The 20,985-nt window shown below is 30.7% G+C and carries 34 protein-coding genes; 2 read left to right on the top strand and 32 right to left on the bottom strand.

Features of this window, described 5'->3' with window-relative positions; genetic code table 11:
• Positions 1–330 precede the first annotated feature (330 nt).
• Complete coding sequence (locus AVBRAN9334_RS06055; protein WP_336607266.1) at positions 331–750, bottom strand: c-type cytochrome; 420 nt, start codon at positions 748–750, stop codon at positions 331–333.
• A gap of 41 nt (positions 751–791) precedes the next feature.
• A complete protein-coding gene (locus AVBRAN9334_RS06050) occupies positions 792–2,024 on the bottom strand; it encodes a major outer membrane protein (protein WP_336607265.1) in 1,233 nt (410 codons plus the stop codon).
• Positions 2,025–2,284: 260 nt separating this feature from the next.
• On the opposite strand from AVBRAN9334_RS06050, the gene AVBRAN9334_RS06045 reads away from it, so the two are divergent.
• The gene (locus AVBRAN9334_RS06045; RefSeq protein ID WP_336607264.1) at positions 2,285–2,944 is read left to right on the top strand and encodes a DNA alkylation repair protein; all 660 of its coding nucleotides are present in this window, start codon (positions 2,285–2,287) and stop codon (positions 2,942–2,944) included.
• Between the two features lie 38 nt (positions 2,945–2,982).
• Here AVBRAN9334_RS06045 and AVBRAN9334_RS06040 read toward each other — a convergent pair whose 3' ends face one another.
• From AVBRAN9334_RS06040 to mqnE, 4 genes are all read right to left on the bottom strand, one after another.
• Complete coding sequence (locus AVBRAN9334_RS06040) at positions 2,983–3,348, bottom strand: HIT family protein (RefSeq protein ID WP_336607263.1); 366 nt, start codon at positions 3,346–3,348, stop codon at positions 2,983–2,985.
• The gene (locus AVBRAN9334_RS06035; RefSeq protein ID WP_214116028.1) at positions 3,345–3,785 is read right to left on the bottom strand and encodes a phosphoribosyltransferase; all 441 of its coding nucleotides are present in this window, start codon (positions 3,783–3,785) and stop codon (positions 3,345–3,347) included. The genes AVBRAN9334_RS06040 and AVBRAN9334_RS06035 overlap by 4 nt, the downstream gene beginning before the upstream one ends.
• Positions 3,786–3,796: 11 nt before the next feature.
• Positions 3,797–5,146 (bottom strand): NCS2 family permease, encoded by a 1,350-nt coding sequence (locus tag AVBRAN9334_RS06030; protein WP_214116030.1) that lies wholly within the window; start codon positions 5,144–5,146, stop codon positions 3,797–3,799.
• Positions 5,147–5,360: 214 nt separating this feature from the next.
• On the bottom strand, positions 5,361–6,425 hold the full coding sequence (mqnE, locus tag AVBRAN9334_RS06025) for an aminofutalosine synthase MqnE (protein WP_214116032.1): 1,065 nt from the start codon (positions 6,423–6,425) through the stop codon (positions 5,361–5,363).
• 92 nt (positions 6,426–6,517) lie between these two features.
• On the opposite strand from mqnE, the gene glmS reads away from it, so the two are divergent.
• On the top strand, positions 6,518–8,296 hold the full coding sequence (glmS, locus tag AVBRAN9334_RS06020; protein WP_336607262.1) for a glutamine--fructose-6-phosphate transaminase (isomerizing): 1,779 nt from the start codon (positions 6,518–6,520) through the stop codon (positions 8,294–8,296).
• Between the two features lie 43 nt (positions 8,297–8,339).
• Here the strand turns inward: glmS and AVBRAN9334_RS06015 are convergent, their stop codons facing one another.
• The 26 genes from AVBRAN9334_RS06015 to rplC form a co-directional block, all read right to left on the bottom strand.
• A complete protein-coding gene (locus AVBRAN9334_RS06015; RefSeq protein ID WP_336607261.1) occupies positions 8,340–8,720 on the bottom strand; it encodes a hypothetical protein in 381 nt (126 codons plus the stop codon).
• 3 nt (positions 8,721–8,723) lie between these two features.
• Positions 8,724–9,485, bottom strand: a complete 762-nt coding sequence (gene map / locus AVBRAN9334_RS06010) for a type I methionyl aminopeptidase (protein WP_336607260.1) — start codon at positions 9,483–9,485, stop codon at positions 8,724–8,726.
• Positions 9,472–9,771: a hypothetical protein gene (locus AVBRAN9334_RS06005; RefSeq protein WP_214120231.1), complete on the bottom strand. Its 300-nt coding sequence runs from the start codon at positions 9,769–9,771 to the stop codon at positions 9,472–9,474. Before AVBRAN9334_RS06005 ends, map begins: the two co-directional genes overlap by 14 nt.
• Positions 9,765–10,367 carry an MBL fold metallo-hydrolase gene (locus AVBRAN9334_RS06000; protein WP_214116043.1) on the bottom strand — a complete coding sequence of 201 codons (603 nt, stop codon included), beginning with the start codon at positions 10,365–10,367 and terminating at the stop codon, positions 9,765–9,767. The genes AVBRAN9334_RS06005 and AVBRAN9334_RS06000 overlap by 7 nt, the downstream gene beginning before the upstream one ends.
• The gene (locus AVBRAN9334_RS05995) at positions 10,360–11,079 is read right to left on the bottom strand and encodes a glutamate racemase (RefSeq protein WP_239803237.1); all 720 of its coding nucleotides are present in this window, start codon (positions 11,077–11,079) and stop codon (positions 10,360–10,362) included. The genes AVBRAN9334_RS06000 and AVBRAN9334_RS05995 overlap by 8 nt, the downstream gene beginning before the upstream one ends.
• Positions 11,069–11,668, bottom strand: a complete 600-nt coding sequence (locus AVBRAN9334_RS05990; RefSeq protein WP_214150166.1) for an NlpC/P60 family protein — start codon at positions 11,666–11,668, stop codon at positions 11,069–11,071. The genes AVBRAN9334_RS05995 and AVBRAN9334_RS05990 overlap by 11 nt, the downstream gene beginning before the upstream one ends.
• Positions 11,665–12,927: a preprotein translocase subunit SecY gene (gene secY, locus AVBRAN9334_RS05985; protein ID WP_214116056.1), complete on the bottom strand. Its 1,263-nt coding sequence runs from the start codon at positions 12,925–12,927 to the stop codon at positions 11,665–11,667. Before secY ends, AVBRAN9334_RS05990 begins: the two co-directional genes overlap by 4 nt.
• A complete protein-coding gene (gene rplO / locus AVBRAN9334_RS05980) occupies positions 12,927–13,328 on the bottom strand; it encodes a 50S ribosomal protein L15 (protein ID WP_214116065.1) in 402 nt (133 codons plus the stop codon). The genes secY and rplO overlap by 1 nt, the downstream gene beginning before the upstream one ends.
• A 3-nt stretch (positions 13,329–13,331) precedes the next feature.
• Positions 13,332–13,775, bottom strand: coding sequence for a 30S ribosomal protein S5 (gene rpsE, locus AVBRAN9334_RS05975; RefSeq protein ID WP_214116067.1), 444 nt, complete (start codon positions 13,773–13,775; stop codon positions 13,332–13,334).
• A 9-nt stretch (positions 13,776–13,784) separates the two neighbouring features.
• Positions 13,785–14,141, bottom strand: a complete 357-nt coding sequence (gene rplR / locus AVBRAN9334_RS05970) for a 50S ribosomal protein L18 (protein ID WP_214116069.1) — start codon at positions 14,139–14,141, stop codon at positions 13,785–13,787.
• A 10-nt stretch (positions 14,142–14,151) separates the two neighbouring features.
• Complete coding sequence (gene rplF, locus AVBRAN9334_RS05965) at positions 14,152–14,688, bottom strand: 50S ribosomal protein L6 (RefSeq protein ID WP_214116071.1); 537 nt, start codon at positions 14,686–14,688, stop codon at positions 14,152–14,154.
• A gap of 62 nt (positions 14,689–14,750) precedes the next feature.
• On the bottom strand, positions 14,751–15,146 hold the full coding sequence (gene rpsH, locus AVBRAN9334_RS05960) for a 30S ribosomal protein S8 (protein WP_214116073.1): 396 nt from the start codon (positions 15,144–15,146) through the stop codon (positions 14,751–14,753).
• 9 nt (positions 15,147–15,155) lie between these two features.
• Positions 15,156–15,341: a type Z 30S ribosomal protein S14 gene (locus AVBRAN9334_RS05955; RefSeq protein WP_172234194.1), complete on the bottom strand. Its 186-nt coding sequence runs from the start codon at positions 15,339–15,341 to the stop codon at positions 15,156–15,158.
• A 1-nt stretch (position 15,342) separates the two neighbouring features.
• Complete coding sequence (gene rplE, locus AVBRAN9334_RS05950; RefSeq protein ID WP_214116075.1) at positions 15,343–15,888, bottom strand: 50S ribosomal protein L5; 546 nt, start codon at positions 15,886–15,888, stop codon at positions 15,343–15,345.
• A gap of 1 nt (position 15,889) precedes the next feature.
• Positions 15,890–16,123, bottom strand: a complete 234-nt coding sequence (gene rplX / locus AVBRAN9334_RS05945) for a 50S ribosomal protein L24 (RefSeq protein WP_214116077.1) — start codon at positions 16,121–16,123, stop codon at positions 15,890–15,892.
• Complete coding sequence (gene rplN, locus AVBRAN9334_RS05940) at positions 16,123–16,491, bottom strand: 50S ribosomal protein L14 (RefSeq protein ID WP_214116086.1); 369 nt, start codon at positions 16,489–16,491, stop codon at positions 16,123–16,125. Before rplN ends, rplX begins: the two co-directional genes overlap by 1 nt.
• Positions 16,491–16,742 (bottom strand): 30S ribosomal protein S17, encoded by a 252-nt coding sequence (gene rpsQ, locus AVBRAN9334_RS05935; RefSeq protein ID WP_214116088.1) that lies wholly within the window; start codon positions 16,740–16,742, stop codon positions 16,491–16,493. Before rpsQ ends, rplN begins: the two co-directional genes overlap by 1 nt.
• Positions 16,743–16,752: 10 nt before the next feature.
• On the bottom strand, positions 16,753–16,938 hold the full coding sequence (gene rpmC, locus AVBRAN9334_RS05930) for a 50S ribosomal protein L29 (protein ID WP_214116089.1): 186 nt from the start codon (positions 16,936–16,938) through the stop codon (positions 16,753–16,755).
• Complete coding sequence (gene rplP, locus AVBRAN9334_RS05925; protein ID WP_214116091.1) at positions 16,925–17,350, bottom strand: 50S ribosomal protein L16; 426 nt, start codon at positions 17,348–17,350, stop codon at positions 16,925–16,927. The genes rpmC and rplP overlap by 14 nt, the downstream gene beginning before the upstream one ends.
• Before the next feature lie 2 nt (positions 17,351–17,352).
• On the bottom strand, positions 17,353–18,051 hold the full coding sequence (rpsC, locus tag AVBRAN9334_RS05920; RefSeq protein WP_214116093.1) for a 30S ribosomal protein S3: 699 nt from the start codon (positions 18,049–18,051) through the stop codon (positions 17,353–17,355).
• 1 nt (position 18,052) lies between these two features.
• Complete coding sequence (gene rplV / locus AVBRAN9334_RS05915; protein ID WP_214116095.1) at positions 18,053–18,391, bottom strand: 50S ribosomal protein L22; 339 nt, start codon at positions 18,389–18,391, stop codon at positions 18,053–18,055.
• A 10-nt stretch (positions 18,392–18,401) separates the two neighbouring features.
• Positions 18,402–18,683, bottom strand: a complete 282-nt coding sequence (gene rpsS / locus AVBRAN9334_RS05910; protein ID WP_214116097.1) for a 30S ribosomal protein S19 — start codon at positions 18,681–18,683, stop codon at positions 18,402–18,404.
• Between the two features lies 1 nt (position 18,684).
• Positions 18,685–19,515 (bottom strand): 50S ribosomal protein L2, encoded by an 831-nt coding sequence (gene rplB, locus AVBRAN9334_RS05905; RefSeq protein WP_214116098.1) that lies wholly within the window; start codon positions 19,513–19,515, stop codon positions 18,685–18,687.
• Position 19,516: 1 nt separating this feature from the next.
• Positions 19,517–19,798 (bottom strand): 50S ribosomal protein L23, encoded by a 282-nt coding sequence (locus tag AVBRAN9334_RS05900; RefSeq protein ID WP_214116101.1) that lies wholly within the window; start codon positions 19,796–19,798, stop codon positions 19,517–19,519.
• A 1-nt stretch (position 19,799) separates the two neighbouring features.
• Entirely contained in the window at positions 19,800–20,411 is a 612-nt protein-coding gene (gene rplD, locus AVBRAN9334_RS05895; protein WP_214116103.1) for a 50S ribosomal protein L4, read from the bottom strand.
• The gene (rplC, locus tag AVBRAN9334_RS05890) at positions 20,408–20,983 is read right to left on the bottom strand and encodes a 50S ribosomal protein L3 (protein WP_214116105.1); all 576 of its coding nucleotides are present in this window, start codon (positions 20,981–20,983) and stop codon (positions 20,408–20,410) included. The genes rplD and rplC overlap by 4 nt, the downstream gene beginning before the upstream one ends.
• Positions 20,984–20,985: the final 2 nt, after the last annotated feature.

Genomic DNA, 20,985 nt, shown 5'->3' with positions numbered 1-20,985 from the left:
AATGTGGCGAAAGTATGAAAAGTTGAGAGAATTTAAAAAATAAAATTTAAAAACATTAAAAACTAAAATTAGTGAAGATAGTTTGTAGTTGTGATTATTATGTGGTAAGAGTTAGGTTTGAGAAGTTTGAAATTTAGTAAGAAAATAAATAATAATTTTGAATAATATAAAAAACATTACTTGAATTATTTGTATAAAATATTTTAGATAGGTTAATTTTATATGTTTAGCATAACTTAATGGCATTATATATTTTATAAGATTATTAAGTTATATAGCTAAATTATAATAAAATATCTAAGTTTTAAAATAGGAATTTATATTTAGATTTTATTCCAAATATAAATTATCTTTAGTTTTTTTAGCAGGTTCAATATTTTTTGAATTAGGTAATTCTAAATTATCTTTGCCCTTTATATAAGCTATAATATTATCAATATCCTTATTTGACAACTTATTTGCATATCTTTGCATAACAAATCTTGTTTTGCCTCCAAAATCTTTATCGTTTTTGTAAGACTTTAACATTGATTTTAAAGTAGATGCTGAATGAGTGTTTAAGGATTTAAATGTAGTGCTTGATTTATCTCCTAAATCTCCATGACAAGAATTGCATTTATGAATATTTATAAAAAGTTCTTTACCTAAATTAATATCTAAATTATCACTAAAAGTATAATTTAATAAATCATCTGTAATAACTGCATTTATAGAATTTGTAATACATAAAAATAATAAAATTTTTTTCATTCTAAGTCTTTAAAAAGCTAGGCTTAAAGCCTAGCAATTAATTAAAATGTATATTTAGCTTGGAATCTGATTAAACTTTCTTTTTTCTTATCAGATTTGCTAAGTGTTACTTTATCATCTTTAACATCTACTTTAACAGAATCTTTAGTTTCTGCGTAAGCATAGAATGCTGAGAAGTTTAGTTTGTCACTGTATTTATAAGATAGTTGTGGTTTAACTTCAAATAATTTTTCTTTTTCAGCAAAAACTTTATTTGTTCCACTAATAATATCAACACCAAATCTTACATCTTCAAATGTATAGCCAATTGTTCCGAATACGAAATCTTTTTTACCAAAACCACCTTGGTAGTCTTTCATTACGATTTCGCCATAGTTGATTAATTGACCTTCATCTTCTACAGTATTAAGAGTTAATTTATCTTTTTTACCATAACCAGCATAACCTACATTGAAGTCTAAGCCGAATGCGTCAAAGCCAGCTTCTGCTGCATAGAAGTTACCATTAGCTGCTGTTTCACCTTTTCTATCTTTTTTAAGGCTGTTGCCTGCGTATTGAGCATGTACATTATATGCAAAGTCATCTTTGTCACCTAGAGCAACATTGAAATCTACTGCATAGAATGTGCCCCAACTAGCCATATTTGAAACCCATAGTTGAGCTGCTACTGGGTCAAAATTAGCAATAGCTGCTATACCATAAAGGTTCTTACTTGTAGCATATTTATTACCTGCTTCATCTGTAACAAATAAAACGCTACTTAAATCTCCATCATTGTTATAGTTATCAAAAGCATAAGCTGCTAAAGTTACATTTTCAATACTGTTATTTACTATTTTTAACCCTGTTCCTAGTAAATCATCAGTCCAAATTGAGCCAATTTCCATTCTACCGAATATGAATGAAGTATCATAATTTGTATAAGTTAAATAAGCATCTCTTACATTGAAAGTTTTTTTATCATTTAAATATGCTGAATCACCAAAAGAACCATCAGTGTTTGAATATTGGAATAATGCTGTAGCTTTGAAATTATCAGCGATATCAGCACCAAATTTTAATTGAACTTTATATAAATGTCCGTTATCTTCTGATCTATCTATTTTCGTAGTAACTGAATTGTTTTTTATTTTTTCAGAATTTGTATCGTATCTATATCTTAACATTCCTGATAGGTCTACATTTTGAATAGCTTCATCTAAAGCAACTGCGTTCGCGAATGAGAACGAACCTGCAGCAACAACTGCTGCTAAACTTAATTTAACTAATTTCATTTTTTCTCCTTTTTTTGTAAAAATGTAAGGGAATAGTAGCATAAATTTTGAAAATTAAGCTTAAAGTTATATAAATTTTTAAAAAAATGTAATTTGAATTATTCTTAAAAAAAGAAAACCCCTTGATTTCTCAAGGGGTTTAAGTCTCTCAAGGAGTAAAAAACTAGTCTAAGTTGCGATGATTTTAAAGAAGCTAGGTTAATACTTAGTAAAAGTATTTATAGTAAGATTATTTTTTTAAACAAAACGAAAGAGCTATAATGAAAATTAAAGAATATTTACAAAAACATATAGATAAAGTATATAAAAGTTATTGCAAAAAATCAGTATTTACTAACTATAAAATAATAGGAGTTAGAAACAATAAGCTTAAAAGGTATGCAAAAACTATAATTAAAAAGTATGATTTAAATGATTATTTATCAAATACTAATTTTAATAGTTTTGATGAAATGCAACTTTATATACATGTGCTAAATGAGTTAGATGATTATGATTTAGTAGTTAAGAATTTAAAAATAATATTAAAAATCATAGATAATTGGTGTAGTTGCGATACTATAAGACCTAAGTGCTTTGATAATAATCTTGATAAGGTAGAGCAAATCATATGCGAATGGATTGAATCTAGCGCAATATATGAAAAAAGATTTGGGATTTTATGTTTTATAAGATATTTTAGCAGTGATACCACAAAATTAGAAAAAATATTTAATATAAAAAGTCAAGAATATTATGTAAATATGGCTAGAGCTTGGTATTTTACAGAACTTTTAAGTAATAATTTTGATGAAACTTTTAATTTTTTAAAAATTAAAAAATTAGATAATGAAACTTTATCAATGATGTTTCAAAAGATAAGTTATAGTGCAAAAATATCAGCAGAGAATAAGATTTTATTAAAAGATTTAAGAAAGTAATATGTTTTAAATAAGTAAAAATTAAATATGATTTCTACTTATTTAAAATTCTTTAACTTAGCTACTAGAATATCGCAAAATTCATCAAAACTAGCTCTATAATCTTTTAAATCCCCTAATTGCTTACCCCACATACATTCAGGATAAAATCCATCATCACTAAATCTAGCCATTATATGCCAATGGGCTTTAGGCAAGTAGTTAGCAAATGAAGCGTGATTAATCTTAGTTGGCTTATAAAAACTAATCATTTCTTTTTCTATAAGCATAGCAATTTTAAAAATTTTTAGGCTTGTTTCTTCATCATTACTAAGTTCTTTGTATTCGTCTTTTGCATGGATTTCTAGCCACGGGATAGAACTCTCGTGGCGTTTAATATAGCAAAAACTATTTTCATAAATCATACTTCAAAATCCCAAAAGAAACTAATCCATTCTTTAGCTTCTTTTACACAAAATTCAGGTTTTATAATAGCACTTGGCTTATAAAAAATAACAGCAAGTTTAACTTCTAAATGTGGGTAAATTTCTAAGATTTTTTTACGAATTGCATCAAGACTTTCACCACTATCTACGATATCATCAATGATTAAAACTTTTTTAGCTTTACTTAAATCAGGAATATTAGTAATTTCAATAGTATCTAATTTTTTTTGCCCGTCATAATGAATACTATTTAATACAAAAGCATTTCTGCTTTTAAGCGCAGTTGATAATGCGTGAGTAAGTGTAAGACCACCACGAGCAACACCTACAAAAGCGTCTGGGTTGAACTCATCTTGAATGCGTTTTGCAAACGGCTCAAAGTCATTTTTAAATTCATCGTAAGTATATTTATACATAGTTTTACCTTTTAATTAAATTTCATAAATTGTAGCAAGAACACTGCCATACAAATAATAGAGATAACGATTATACCACTACTTAGCTTATTAAATTCTTTTCTTAATAATCTAACTAATACATAAGAAATAAATCCAAAAGCAATACCTGTAGTAATTGAGTAAGTAAATGGCATCATAATTACTGTAAAAAACGTAGCAACACTATTTGCAGGGTCTTTAAAATCAATATTGCTAACTTCCATAAACATTAAAATTCCAACCATTATCAAGATAGGATAAATAGCATTAACAGGAATTGCTTGAAAAAATGGTAAAAAGAATATGCAAAGACAAAACATTCCCGCTAAAAATATATTGCTAAGTCCTGTTCTAGCACCACTTTCTATACCAGCACTACTTTCTACAAATGCAGTTGCGGTTGATGTGCCAATAACTGCTCCGATACAAGTTCCTGCCGCGTCTGCTATCATAGTTTTACCTAATTTTTTATCTCCACTATCATCAAGAGTTCCGTCTGATTTTGTTTTATTTTTAAATATTCCGCCCCTAATTCCAGCACCAGTAATCGTGCCTATACTATCAAATAATTGAGTTACAAAAAGTGTCATTACTGCAGGTAATACCGATAAACTTAAAGCACTCATAATATCAAGTTTTGCAAAAATACTCATAAGCCCATCTTTTTCACTAAAATTTGGAATTGCCACAAATTCACTTGGTAATTTTGCTCCACCTATTCCAAAAGTCCAAGCGATAATACTACCTATTAAAACCGCTAAAATAAAGCCTGCTTTAATCTTCCAAGCCCAAAAACAAACAATTAAAAATAATACAAATAAACAAAATAACACATTCGGGTCTGCAAAATTACCTATTTTTAAAAGAGTTACAGGATCAGCCGTAACAATATGAGCCTGATTCATCCCCATAAACGCTAGAAAGCACCCAATACCAGCACTTATAGCACGGCGAAAATCTTCAGGAATGCTTTTTAAAATAAAAATACGAAAATTTGTAAAAGAAAGAACTAAAAATATAAAACCACTTATAAAAACAGCACCTAAAGCAGTTTCAACAGGAATTCCTTGACCTTTACACATTGAAAATGTAAAAAATACATTAAGCCCCATACCTGTACTCATTGCTATTGGAGAATTTGCAAAAAGTCCTGTAAATGCAGTTGCTATTATAGTTACTAAAGCAGTTGCTAGCATTAAAGCTTCTACACTAAGCCCAGTATTGCTTACTATAAAAGCATTAGTTGGAATAATATAAAGCATTGATAAAAATGTTGCTAAAGCACCATTAAACTCATTTTTAACACTTGTATTGTTTTCTTTTAACTTAAAAAAGTCCATTTTTTTCCCTTATAAAAAAATATTTAGCGTAAAGCACCTAAGATTAAACACAATAAGATTAAAAATTCTAGCTCATAGCAGTATCCTTTTGTTTGTAGTAAGAAATTATTAGATTAAATTGTTTGAAAGTATATTTTTTGCAATCATATATTAATTGCATAATGAGTTTGAATGATGTTTTTAAAATGGAGCTAAAAACATATAAAGAATTCAATCAATATTCCTTAATCTCATTATATAAACTATCTCTTTCTATTGGAATTAAATTTGATGTTTTGATATTGTCTATGAAGTCTTGTAGCGTAATGCCATTCGCACTTTTTGCACCACCTGCACTTTGGATATTTTCTTTTTCTATTGTTCCATCAAGGTCATTTGCTCCGTATTCTTGAGCCACCATTGCAAGGTTTAATCCTAAAGTCGCCCAATAAGCTTTAATATGAGAGATATTGTCTAAAACAAGCCTTGCTATTGCAATAGTTTTTAGAATTTCTATACTTCCAAGCGGTTTTAAATCCTTTAAAAACGAATTGTCTTTTTGCCATACTAACGGAATAAAAGCATTAAATCCTTTGCTGATATCTTGTTGTTTTCTTAGTCTTAGCATATGGTCAATTCTGTTCTCACGACTTTCAATGTGTCCAAAAAGCATAGTTGCATTACTTTGTTTTCCTTTTTGATGCCATAGCCCATGAATCTTAAGCCAATTATCAGAACTAACTTTGCTAGCACAAAGCTCATTTCTAACTTTTTCATCAAAAATTTCAGCACCGCCACCCGGCATAGAATCAACTCCATATTCAAGCATTTTGTCAATTACTGCAGAATAATCTCCATCAAAAAAACTCTTTGCAATAAAATTAATTTCAGCAGCTGTCATTGCTTTAATATGTAAATGTGGGTATTTATCTTTAATTTTTCTAAAAATCTCAAAATACCATTCCCAACCACCTTTTTTATTGTGAGCTGAAACAATGTGTATTTCTTTTGTCCCACGAGTAACGGTATCATCAACTATTTTTAAGATTTCTTCGTGTGTTAGATGATATGGATTTGGATTGTGCCTATGAGCTGAAAATGCACAAAAAGCACAAGTATCAACGCACATATTTGTAGGATTTATGTGACGATTACAATTAAAATAAACTTTTTTTCCGTGAAGTTTTAATCTCTTTTTATTAGCGTAAAACCCTAAGACTTGCAAATCTAAATCGTATAACTTATAACAATCTTCTTCGCTTAATCTTTTACCTTCGTCTAACGCTTCTAAAATATCCATTTACCATCCTTAAAAAAGAAAAGTGATTATATTTATCTTTGTTTAACAACTTACTATAAATTAGCGTAATTTTTATTATTAAAGGATTAAAAATGTGCGGAATTGTTGGGTATTTAGGACAATTAGAAAAAAAAGAAATTATATTAAAAGGATTAAAAGAGCTTGAATATCGTGGATATGATAGTGCTGGTATGGCTGTGTTGGAAAAAGACGAATTGAGTTTTTTTAAAAAAGCTGGAAAATTAGAAAACCTAGCAAATTTTATGAAAAATTTAAACTTTAATGATGAAGGTGTAGCCATAGGTCATACTCGTTGGGCAACTCACGGAAAACCTGATGATACAAATTCTCATCCACATTACGGCGAATATTCTTGCGTAATACATAATGGAATTATAGAAAATTATAAAGAAATAAAAGAAGAACTAAAAACCACACATTTTAATTCGCAAACAGATACAGAAGTAATTGTTCATTTATTTGAAAAATACGCAAATACTTTAAGCCCTGAAAAAGCTTTTAGTGAAGTTATTAAAAAAATTGATGGAGCTTATGCAATATTATTAATCACAAAAAAAGCTCCAAATACTATATTTTTTGCTAAGAAAAACGCACCGCTAATAATAGGAAAAGGCTCAAATAATAGTGAGTTTTATATGGCATCTTGTGATGCTCCGTTGGTTGGAATTTGCAAACAAGTTGCTTATTTAAACGATGGAGATTTTGGCTTTTTAGATAAAAATGGAATTCATTTATTAAATGGCGTTGTTGAGTTTAAAGAATTAAATTGTGATAAAGAAAGTGCTTTAAAAGATGGGTTTGATACTTTTATGGAAAAAGAAATCTACGAGCAAAGCCAAATCGTTCAAAATATATTAATAGGAAGAATTATTAATGATAAAGTATGTTTTGATGAGCTAAAGAATTTAAATCAAGACTTTAGTAAAATCATAATTTGCGCTTGTGGCACTAGCTATCACGCAGCATTAGCATCTAGCTATATTTATGAAAGAAGTGCTAATATTGAATGCCGTGTAGAAATAGCAAGTGAGTTTAGATATAAAAATGGCTTTTTAGATAAAAATGCTTTATTCGTTTGTATATCTCAAAGCGGCGAGACAGCTGATACTCTTGAAGCTTTAAAAATAGCAAAAAATGCTGGGCTTAAAACTTTAGCATTATGCAATGTTGATAATTCAAGCATAGCAAGAGAAGCTGATTATTGTATTTTAATTCGTGCAGGGATTGAAAAAAGTGTAGCAAGCACTAAAGCGTTTTGCGCTCAAATGCTAAATCTATGGCTACTAGCATTGTATTTGAATAAAAATCCTAATTTAGATATTAAAAAAGAATTACTTGCTATTAAGGATTTATCTAATGTATTAAAAGTAAATAAAAATACTCACGATAAACTAAAACGCCTAAGCAAGCGATACTTACACGGACACGGATTTTTCTTTATAGGTAGAGATTTATTTTATCCTTTAGCACTTGAAGCAGCATTAAAATTAAAAGAAATAAGCTATATGCACGCAGAAGGCTATGCAGCAGGAGAGATGAAACATGGTCCTATCGCACTTGCTGATAGCGAATTATTTACAATTGCATTTATGCCGAAAAATATTTTATATGATAAAACTCGCTCAAATGTCTTAGAATTAAGCGCAAGAGATGCAAATATTTTAGCAATTTCTCCTATTGAGTTTAGCGAGGCTGATGATTTTATAAAAACAAGCGAACAAGAACATTATCTAAGCGAGTTTTTTGAAATGATGGTAATTATGCAATTATTTGCACTAGAAATTACAAATCGTGTTGGTGCAAATGTAGATATGCCAAGAAATCTAGCAAAAAGCGTAACGGTTGAATAAAGAATTTAAATTAGGATAATTTCCTAATTTAAATTCCATAATTTTATTCATTTATGGCATTTAAGTGCTGTTCTATTTCATCAAGGCTATTTGTATGAAAATTTCTTAATTTTATATTTGAATAAAATAAGCCATTGGTTTTGATTTTTAAAAATCTCTTTTTTCTTTTATAGCTTTTAATATCGCTTAGTTTTATGTATTTTGTAAAAAATATAAATCTAACTCCAATTCTATCTTTATACAAAATCACTTTAATTATAGGCATATCATAAATATAAATCACAAGCAAAATTGAGAAAAATATGCCTAAATAAACAAAGCCTGCTTTAAAAGCTCCTTGTGTTATTGCAATAATCAAATAAATAAATATAAAATACAAAACACTGCTAAAATCTAATTTAGATTTAATTATTTTCGCATCCATAATTTACTCATTAATTGATAAAATCTCAGCTCTTCCATTTACAATAGCTACGCAGTGTTCATAATGAGCAGTATTTAATCCATCTGCTGAAGCAGTTTCCCACATACCTTTTAGATTTTTAGGTCTTCCATCTTTTTGACAAATCATAGGCTCTATACAAAATACCATTCCATTTTTAATCTTTGGACCATTTTTAATACTATCATTTGGGTGTAGATAGTTTGGTATTTCAGGCTCTGCGTGTGGTTTTCTACCAATGCCGTGTCCGCAAAATCCTTCTAGTGGAACAAAACCACGAGAGCGAATAAAGTCTTCTAAAATCTTGCTAAGCTCTTTAAATCTCATACCATCTTTAATATGACTTATTGCATTTAACAAGCAATCCTTACTGCAAGCAATTAATTCTTCATCTTTTTTAGAGATTTTGCCAACACCATAAGTCCTAGCAGCGTCGCCATAATATCCATCTATGAAAGTTCCAACATCGCAACTTACAATATCGCCTTCTTTTAAAACTCTATCATCAGGAATTCCATGAATGCAAGTTTCATTAAGACTAATGCAAATTGCACCTGGAAAACCATAAAGCCCTTTAAAAGCTGGTTTTGCACCAAGGCTTAAGATATAATCTTCTGCAGCTTTATCTAATTCTTTTAAAGAAATTCCTGGTTTTATTAAAGTTTCAAGATAATCTAGCGTTTTTGCAACCATTTTATTAGCTACTCTTAATTTTTCTATTTCTGCTGGTTTTTTAATTTCTATCATATTCATCCTTTCTTACTTTATACCCCAAAAATACAAGCACTAAGGCTATTATAAATTGAGAGATATTATCTTTATTAAAACCCACATAGTCTAACATTGAAGCATTAATTATAATTATACCAATGGCTGAATAAAGAAATATTTTAGTTAAAAGCCCAGTATTAGCCATTCTTGTGCAAGGACATTTTCTACTAAGTCTTTCTATTTTTTCATTTTTTGGTGATGCTTTTTGAAAAAACCAAGCCATCAAACCAAAAAATACTAAAATTAATTCTATTATTAACATTGCTTAATGTATCTTATCCAAGAATCAAAATGTGGTTTTTCTAAACTAACTTTTGTTTGATTTCCATGACCTGGTAGTAAATAAAAATCATCTTTTAAATTCTTTGCTTTTTCAAGACTATTTACCATATCATCAGCATTTGAGAACTCAAAATCCCATCTGCCTATACTTCTTTCAAATAAAAAATCCCCACTAAAATAAACATCATCAAATTCAATCATAGAACAACCTGGAGTATGACCTGCAAAATGATGAAAAGTAAATTTTAAACCATTAAATACTAATTCTTCTTTGTCTTCAACGGCTATTGCTATATCATCGCTTGGTAAAAAACCATAAAAAGGATTTTTTAACATAAATATATCATCTTTTGGGGTGTATAAAGGAGCATTAAATTCTTGTGCTACTAATTTATTGTCCCATATGTGGTCGTGATGTCCGTGGGTGTTTAAAATTGCTAGAACTTTGCTTGAGTTTTCTTTAATAAAGCTTAAAGCACCTTTGCCTGGGTCTATTACAATATCTCCTAATTCGTGCTTTACAATATAACAATTTGTAGCGTAATCTCCACAAGGTCTTACTAAAATCTCATACATTTTTAATCCTTTCATAAAAATCTTTTAATATCTTAGTATCTTTACTAGCTCTAAAATCAATTATAATTTCTGATTTAAAATCTTTATTAAAAAATTCATCTTGCATAGTTTGTGCTAAAATTTTTGCTGGGTCAATCAATGTGGCTTTAGGAAAATAAGTTTTAAATTCTTGCTCTAAAAATGGATAATGAGTACAAGCATAAAGAATATAATCATAATTATTTTTATTAAAATAATTTGCAAAATCTTCACTCGCTTTAGAATAATCCATACTCTCAACAATAGGAACAAAAGAAATAGGACTTATAAAATCAGCTTTTATATTATATTTTTTACAAGCGTTTTGATAAAGCCCTGAGCTAAGAGTTGCTTTTGTAGCTACTACTAAAGAATTTTGATTATTAGCAATTTGACTAAGCCCTAAAATACCATAATCACTTATAGGAAGAACTTTAATAGCTACATTTAGCTCGCTTAAAATTGAGCTAACTGTGTTACAAGCTAAAATAATCAAATCTACATTTAAACTTGTTAAATAATCAATTGCATTTTGACCGATTTTTAAAATTTCTTCTTTGCTTTTAGTTCCAAATGGGACATTTTTATTATCAGCATAATAAATTATTTCTTTTGCTACACGGCTTTTTACTAATAATTTTAAAGTTCCAAGCCCACCTACACCACTATCAAAAATTGCTATTTTATTTAGCATTTATATACCTTCTTGCATCTAAATATCTTGTATTCCAATATCTTACATTAAGGCTTTGAATTCTTGTTCCACCTTTTGAAGATAAATGTATAAAATTGTTATTTTCAAGATAAATTCCAACATGTAAGCCAAAAGGTCCATCTGTTCTAAAGAACACTAAATCTCCTGCTTTAAGCTTAGATTTTGAAACTTTTTTACCACCTAATCTTTGTTCTTTTGTGCTTCTACTTAGATTAAATCCATATACTTGTTTATAAATCTCTTGAGTAAAAAAAGAACAATCCGCACCTTTGTTTTTATTAGTGCCGCCAAGTCTATAAGGAGTATATCTCCACTCACTTGAAGAATTTAAAATACGCTCTACAATTTTATTTGTTTGTTGTACTTTTTCTATATCCAATTTAGTATCAAAAATAGCATTAGGAGTAAACATTTGTGCTGGATAATTAGAATAAACATCATCAATTAACACTACACCATTGATTTTATTTTGATAGTTTTCATAGTTATTGTTGGCTATATTTTGCGAACAAGCCACAAAAAATATAGCCAAAATAATCGGCAAAAATATTTGCCTATTTATAATCATAAGCCTACTGCACTTAAGGTTTGATATTTATTCACATACATTTGAGCTTCAATTTTTCTCATTGTATCAAGTGCTACCTGAACAACAATTAAAACTGATGTTCCACCAAAATAAAATGGAACTCCCATAAATTTAGCTAAAAGCCAAGGAAGCGTAGCGATAATTGCTAAATATATTGAGCCACTTAATGTCAAGCGACTTGCAATTTCATTTAAATATAAAGCTGTTCCTTCTCCTGGACGAATACCTGGAATAAAACCACCTTGTTTTTTTAGGTTTTCTGAAATATCTTTTGCATTAAATGCAATTGATGCGTAAAAATATGCAAAAAAGATTACAAAAAAGAATGTAAAAATATGAAATACATAACCATTTGGATTGAAAATATCATTAATTTTCATAATGTATTCATTTGTACTTGATTGTAAAACAGTAGCAGGAAATGTCAAAATTGCACTAGCAAAAATTGGAGGAATTACACCACTTAAATTTAATTTAATAGGAATATAATTCATAATTCTTTTATTTTGATTTTGCATTAAAACTTTTCTACTATAAGAAATTGGAATTCTTCTTTCTCCCAATTCTACATAAATAATAGCACCAATAGCTGCAATAATAACTAAGGCAATACCAATTACTACTAAGAAATTTAATTCACCAGTATTTACAAGGTTAATTGTGCTAGAAATCGCACTAGGAATTCCCGAAACGATACCAGCAAAAATAATTAATGAAATACCATTGCCAATACCTCTTTGAGTAATTTGCTCGCCTAACCACATAAGCAACATAGTTCCAGCTAACATACTAGCAGCGCTTAAAGCTATAAATGTATTAAAATCAATCATAATAGCAGCTTCACCTGTTCTTGAGTGTAAGCTTTGAAGCCCTACTGAAACTCCAACACTTTGAATTAAAGTAATTACAATAGTTGCTACACGAATAATTTGCATATATTTAACCATTCCATCGCGTTCTTTTTTCATACGACCGATATTTGGAAATGTTGCTGCAAGTAATTCCATAATAATTGATGAAGTAATATAAGGCATTATACCTAAAGATATGATTGATAAACGCTCAGCAGCTTTTCCACTAAACATATTAAACATACCTAAAGCATTATTTGTGTTTGATTCAAAAAATTCTTTAATTACATCTACATTTACGCCAGGAACTGGCACGTAAGCCAGTATCCTGTAAGCAAATAAAAGCGCCAATGTTATAAAAATTTTATTGGCAAGATTTTTATTCATTATTTACTTCCGCTAGTTTTAATGTTTTCGTCTTTGATTTTTGCTACTAATGAACTAGCACTTGCGCCAATTAATTTTATTTTCTTAACGCTTGAAGAAAATTTATGAACACTTTTTAAGCTTTCAAAAGTAATTTCTTTTAATTCTTTAATAGCTGTAACTTTTTCAACATTAATTACATAAGGTTTTTCAAACTTAGAAGTAAAACCAACTTTAGGTAATCTTCTTTGAAGTGGTTGCTGACCACCTTCAAAACCTCTTTTTTCATTATAACCTTTTCTAGCTGTTTGACCTTTGCCACCTTTTGTAGCAGTTTTTCCCCAGCCAGAACCTTGACCACGGCCTATTCTTTTTGTTTTATGAGTAGAGCCTGCTGCTTTTTGTAAATTTTCAAGTCCCATTTTTTATCCTTTCAACATACTTAAAGCTTTGATTGTAGCTCTTACAACGTTGCCTGGATTTGATGAACCAAGTGATTTTGTAAGAATATCTTTAATACCTGCAAGTTCAATAATTGGACGGCTTGAACCACCTGCGATAACTCCAGTACCTTCGCTAGCAGGTTTTAATAAAATACGGCTTGCATTGTATTTTACTTCAATATCGTGTGGGATTGTTTGGCCACGAAGTTTAACTGAAATGATATTTTTGAACGCATCATCTACTGCTTTTTTAATAGCATCAGGAACTTCTTTAGCTTTACCATAACCAACACCTACAAGGCCATTTTTATTACCTACAATTACAAGTGCTGTAAATCTAAAGCGGCGACCACCTTTAACAACCTTTGTAACTCTACCGATATCAACAATTACTTCTTCAAATTCTTCTCTATTATATTTTTCCATAATTTATCCTTATAGTTTGATACCGTTTTCTCTTAAAGCATCAGCAAAAGCTGCTACAACACCATGGTATAAATAACCATTTCTATCAAAAACTGCTTCTTCAATTTTTGCTGCTTTTAAGCTTTTTGCAAATTCAGCTGCTAATTTCTTAGCACCTTCAATATTTGCTTTAATGCCTAATTTTTTACCATTTACGCTAGCTATTGTGTGAGCTTTTACATCATCAATTGCTTGAACATAAAGTGTTCTATTTGATTTAAAAATAGATACTCTTGGTAAAGTTGCACAACCGCTAATTTTTGCACGAATTCTCTTTTTTCTCTTAATTCTAAGAGATAATTTTCTTTTTAAGATATTTGCTCTCATTATTTATCCCTTACTTCTTAGATGTTTTACCAGCTTTGCGAATAATACGCTCATCTGAATACTTAATACCTTTACCTTTATATGGCTCAGGTGGTCTAAATTCACGAATTTTAGCTGCAACTTGACCTACTACTTGCTTATCAGCACCTGTAATTACGATAGTATTTTTCTCAACTGCTATTTCAATGCCTTCTGGAGCATCAAAAATTACTGGATGTGAGTAACCTAAAGCCATTTCTAAAGTTTTACCTTTCATTGCAGCTTTATATCCAACACCATTTATTTCTAATACTTTTTTAAATCCTTGAGTAAGACCTATTACTATATTATTAGCTAAAGCTCTGTAAGTTCCCCAATAAGCTCTTGAACTTCTATCATCACTTTTTGGAGTGAATACTACTTGATTGTCTTTAACTTCTACATTTACATGGCCTTTAAAATCAAGTTCTTTTTTTACATTTCCTTTAGTAAAACTAAGAACATTACCATCTACTTTAGCTGAAATTCCAGCTGGAATTTCAATTGGTTGTTTTCCTATTCTTGACATATTTTTCCTTTTTATTTGTCTAGGGAAAGCTTAAGCTTTCCGAATGCCATAAAAAGCATTAATTACCAAATAGTGCAAAGTACTTCGCCACCGATGCCTTCTTTATAAGCAACTTCATTGCTAATAACACCTTTGCTTGTACTTACAACTATTGTTCCATAACCGTTTTTAAATCTTTTGATTTCATCTTTACCACGGTAAACTCTACGACCAGGTTTGCTAACACGCTTTATTTCATTAATAACGCTTTTGCCTTTTTCATCATATTTTAAAACTACATTGATGAATTTCTTTTTATCTTCTTCAACAACGCTATAATCTTCAATATAACCTTTCGCTTTAAAAATATCAACAATAGATTCTACAACTTTTGAATGTAGTAATTTTGTTGTATCTAATTTACGAAGTGCTGCATTTCTAATACGAGTTAGTGAATCTGAAATTAAATCGTTAATCATAACTTCTCCTTACCAGCTAGCTTTCTTAAGACCAGGAATTAATCCTTCATTAGCCATTTTTCTTAGGCACACACGGCAAATTCCAAAATCTCTATATACTGAGTGTGGACGACCACAAATTTGGCATCTTGTATAAGCTCTAACTTTAAACTTAGCTGGACGAGCAGCTTTTGCTATCATTGATTTTTTTGCCATATTACTTTCCTTTTGTGAAAGGCACACCGAATAATTCTAATAATCTTAATGCCTCTTTATCGCTATTTGCTGTTGTTACAACATTTATATTCATACCATGGGTTCTTAAAATTTGGTCATATACAACTTCAGGGAACATTAATTGTTCATTTAAACCGAAGCTATAATTTCCACGACCATCAAAACCATCTCTACTTAGGCCTCTAAAGTCTTTAACTCTTGGTAATGCAATAGAAATTAACTTATCTAAAAACGCATACATATTGTCTTTTCTTAAAGTTACCATTACACCAACAGGGAAACCATCTCTTACTTTAAAACCAGCAACTGATTTTTTAGCTTTAGTTACAACTGCTTTTTGTCCTGAAATTAAACTAATTGTATCAACAATGCTTTGTAATACTTTTTGATCTTTAGTAAATTCAGCACCTAAACCAACGCTAATTACAATTTTTTCAATAGCAGGAATTAACATAGGATTTTTAATATCAAATTCTTTAGCAATAGCAGGCTTAATGCTATTAACATATTTTTCTTTTAATCTCATATTATGCCTCCACCTTTGCTACATTTGAAATATCCATAGGCATTTCCTTATTTACAAAACCACCTTGTGGATTTTGCTCGCTTGGTTTAACTGCTTTCTTAGCAATTTTGCAACCTTCAACGATTACTTGATTTTTCTTAGGAAAAACTGCCTTTACAACACCTGTTTTACCTTTATCATCACCTGCGATAATTTTTACATTATCACCTTTTTTAATTTTAAATTTAACAGCCATTATAAAACCTCCGGAGCTAGTGAAACAATTTTCATAAAGCCACCATATCTTACTTCTCTACCAACTGGCCCGAAAATACGAGTTCCAACTGGCTCTCTTTTAGCATCTAAAATAACTGCTGCATTTTCGTCAAAACGAATTAATGAGCCATTTTCTCTTTGAACTTCTTTTTTAGTTCTTACGATTACAGCTTTAACTACTTGACCTTTTTTAATTTTACCATTTGGTAAAGCTTTTTTAACAGATGCAACTATAACATCACCTACAGTAGCATATCTTCTCTTGCTACCACCTAATACTTTTATACACATAATTTCTTTTGCGCCGCTATTATCAGCAACTACAAGCCTTGTAAAACTTTGAATCATTACTCAACTCCTGCTGCTAAGATTGTTTTAAGACGAAAAGATTTGCGTTTTGACAATGGTCTGCATTCAATTGCCACAACTGTATCGCCAACATTAGCAGTATTTTTTTCATCATGAACTAAATATTTTTTAAAGCGTTTTACAATCTTTCTATATCTTGGGTGAACAACTTTACGCTCAACTAGAACGCTAACTGTTTTATCACCTGATTTTGCAACGATTACGCCTTGTATTTCTCTTTTAAAACTCATAATTAGCCCCTTATTTCATAGCTGATATTGCAGTATTGATTTTAGCAATATCTTTTCTTACTACGCGAAGCTCATTTGTATTTGTAAGCTGCATCGTTTTAAGCTTTTGTTTTAGTGTAAATAAAAGCACCTTTTTCTCTTTTAACATAGCATTTAATTCTTCTGCTGTTTTATCTTTTAGCTCAGTATATTTCATTTTCACTCTCTCTTGTAACGAACTTAGTTTTAAATGGTAATTTACTCATAGCAAGTGCAAGAGCTTCTCTAGCCATATCTTCACTAACGCCTGTCATTTCAAAAAGAATTCTGCCTGGTTGAATATTCATTACCCATTCTTCAACACTACCTTTACCTTTACCCATCCTTGTTTCGAGTGGTTTTTTAGTTAAAGGTTTATCTGGGAATACTCTTATCCATGATTTACCTTGTCTTTTAACATGACGAGTTAGAGCAATACGAGCTGCTTCAATTTGGCGTGAATTAACTCTACCACCCTCAGTAGCTTTTAAAGCATAATCACCTAGAGCAAGTTTTGTGCCACGGCAAGCATAGCCACGATTGCGGCCTTTCATCATTTTTCTAAATTTTGTTCTTTTTGGCATCAACATAATTATTTACCTCTTCTGGTTCTTCTTGTCTTCTTTGCTGCTGGCTCTTCAGTTTTATCAGCTTGAACACCTTTATGTAATACCTCACCTTTGAATATCCATACTTTAATACCTATGTTTCCATAAGTTGTATGAGCTTCAGCAAAACCATAATCAATTTTTGCTCTTAAAGTATGTAAAGGCACACGACCTTCAAGATACCACTCTGTTCTAGCCATTTCAGCACCACCTAAACGACCTGCAACGCTAACTTTAATACCTTTTGCTCCTGCTTTTTGTGCATTTTGAATAACTTTTTTCATAGCACGGCGGAAAGCAACACGCTTTTCAAGTTGAGTTGCAACACTTTCTGCTGCTAATTGAGCTGATGCATTAGCACGACGCTCTTCTTTAATATTAAGATTTACTTCTTTATTGATAATTTTTTGTAGTTTTGTTTTAATTACTTCAACATCACTACCTTTTTTACCAATGATAATTCCAGGACGAGCTGCAACTACAGTAACTCTTAATTTCTTAGCAGTTCTTTCTATTATTATTTGACTAACGCCTGCATAGTATAGCTCTTTTTTAAGAAAAGCACGGATTTTATAATCTTCGCCTATGCTTTGTGCTAAACTAGCTTTAGCTGGAAACCATCTTGATTCCCAATTTCTATTAATTCCTAGTCTAAGACCGATCGGATTTACTTTTTGTCCCATTTTAGCTTTCCTTACTTTCAGTTTTTGCTCTGCTTACTTCAACCATAATATGAGCAGTTGGTTTTCTAATGCGACTTGCACTACCTCTTGCTCTTGGTCTAATTCTTTTTAGAACTGCACCTGCATCAACACGGCATGAACTTACTACAACTTCACTTGGCTCATATCCACCATTTGCAACAGCACTTGAAATTGCATTAGAAATGTATTTTGCTGCTTTATTTGGCATAAATTTTAAACTAGCCATTGCTAATTCAGCATTCATTCCTTGAACTTCTCTTGCTAACAATCTTGCCTTAGTTGGTGATAGTCTTATGAATTTAATTAATGCTTTACTCATCTACTACCCCTTATTTTCCAATTTTCTTCTGCACAGAACCTTTGTGGCCTTTAAATGTGCGAGTTGGTGCAAATTCACCTAATTTATAACCTATGTGATTTTCAGTTACATATACTGGAATAAAGCTTTTACCATTATGAACGTTAAAAGTAAGACCGATCATATCAGGAGTTATAGTGCTTCTTCTTGACCAAGTTTTAATTGGTTTATTATCGTTAGCTTTTTTTGCTGCGATAACTTTTTTCATAACATGAGAATCAACAAAAGGACCTTTTTTTAATGATCTAGCCATCTTATTTTCCTTTTCTTCTTGATATTATTAGCTTATCGCTAGCCTTTTTACGGCGAGTCTTAGCACCTTTAGTTGGTTTACCCCAAGGTGTAACTGGGTGACGACCTGAGTTCTTTTTACCCTCACCACCACCATGTGGGTGATCTACTGGGTTCATTGCACTACCACGAGTTTGTGGGCGAATACCTCTATGTCTATTGCGTCCTGCTTTACCGATTGTAACGTTAGCCCAATCTTCATTACCAACTTCACCAATACTAGCCATACATTCAGCTAATACTCTTCTCATTTCACCTGATTGTAAGCGAACGATTACATATTTTTCTTCTTTACCCATTAATTGAGCAAAAGAACCTGCTGAACGAATCATTTGTCCACCTTTACCTGGTTTTAACTCAAGGTTATGGATAATTGTACCTACAGGAATTGATTTTAATTTCATAGCATTTCCTGGTTTAATATCTAAACCTTCAGCAGCTGAACAAACAATGTCATTTACTGCTAAACCACGAGGTTGGATAATATATCTTTTTTCACCATCTTTATAAGCAATTAATGCAATACGGCAATTTCTGTATGGGTCATACTCAATAGCTTCTACACGACCTTCAATTCCAAATTTATTTCTTTTGAAATCAATGATACGATATAGTTTTTTAGCACCTGCTTCTTTATGGCGACTTGTTATTCTTCCGTTGTTATTTCTACCTGCTGCAGCTGGAAGTTTTACAAGTAATGAGCGAACACTAGCTTTTGCTGTAATATCATCGCTACTTACACCTGTAATATATCTTCTGCTTGGGGTATATGGTTTATAAGTTTTAATAGCCATCTTAGCCTTCCTTATTCTCTAAACTAGCACCCTCAGGTAGCTTTACATAAAACTTTTTAAAGTCACTTCTTTGGCCTTCAATTCCTCTAAATCTTTTAACTTTTCCATCCATTCTTAATGAATTTATTTTTAAAGGAACGATACCAAAATATTCTCTTAACACTTGCTTTAGACCATTTTTTGTCATTTTAGGGCTAGCTTGAATAACTACTACGCCACTTTCTTGAAGGCCTAAAGTTTTTTCTGTATAAACTATATTTTTTATATCTGTGATATCAGCCATCTTAGCCCTCTTTCGTAATTGATGCTAAAGCATCTTTTTCAATAATAACTGAGTTAAATATACTTAATAAATAAGCATTTACTTCAGTAATATCAACAACATAACAATTTGCAAGATTTCTAAATGCTAATAAAGTTTTTTCATCTAATAATGATTTAACTATTAAAGCATCTTTAACACCTATTTTATTAATCATAGCTCTTGCATCTTTTGTTTTACCACTTTCAATAACTATATTATCTACTGCAAATATTGCGTTTGCATTTGCTTTATCAGCTAAAGCTCTTTCAAATGCTAATCTTTTTTGCTTTTTATTTACTTTTTGAAAATAGTTTCTATTATTTGTTGGACCAAATGCAACTGCACCACCTACCCATACGTTAGTTCTAGTTGAACCTGCACGAGCACCGCCACGACCTTTTTGTCTCCATGGTTTTTTACCACCACCGCTAACATCACTTCTACCTTTAGTATGAGCTGTATTTGCTCTCATGCTAGCTTGATATGATTTTACATATAAATAAAGGTTATGAGGATTTACTTCAGCGTATCTTGCTGGTAAATCAAGCTCACTAGCTTTTTCAAATTTATCGTTTAATACGCATACTTTCATTTTACAATCCTTACTTTACCCATTGCACCATTATAACCTGCAACGCTACCTTTTAATACTAAAACACCATTTTCAGCGTCAAATGAAACAACTTCATTTTTAACAGTAACTAATTCATTACCAAAATGACCCGCCATTTTGCGTCCTTTTTGAACACGACCTGGCCACTCGCGGTTACCTATAGAACCTGAGCGTCTGTGAAAACGGCTACCATGACTTGCTGGACCACCTGCAAATCCGTGTCTTTTAATAACACCTGCAAAACCTCTACCTTTTGAATTAAAGCTTACTTTTAAAACTTTTGCTTCAGCTAAAGGTGTAGTGTCAATGTCACCTGCTTCTTTATTTGCTACTTCTAAACTAGCAAATTTGTTAAACTCTGCACTTAGGCTGTATTTTTTTTGCTGACCTGCTATGCACTTGTTTTGATGTTTACCTTGTGCGTAAGCAACGATAGCTTTACCATCTTTAAGTTCGCAAACTTTTGTTTTTACTAACTTAAGTAATGTTACAGGAGTGCTAGATGTGTTAATTGTTCTACTCATTCCGATTTTTTCAACAATATATTCCATAC

The sequence above is a fragment of the Campylobacter sp. RM9334 genome, assembly GCF_020138145.1.
Lineage (GTDB): Bacteria > Campylobacterota > Campylobacteria > Campylobacterales > Campylobacteraceae > Campylobacter_E.
Note: the sequence above shows the minus strand (reverse complement) of the source record. Positions and strands in the feature narration are given on the sequence as shown.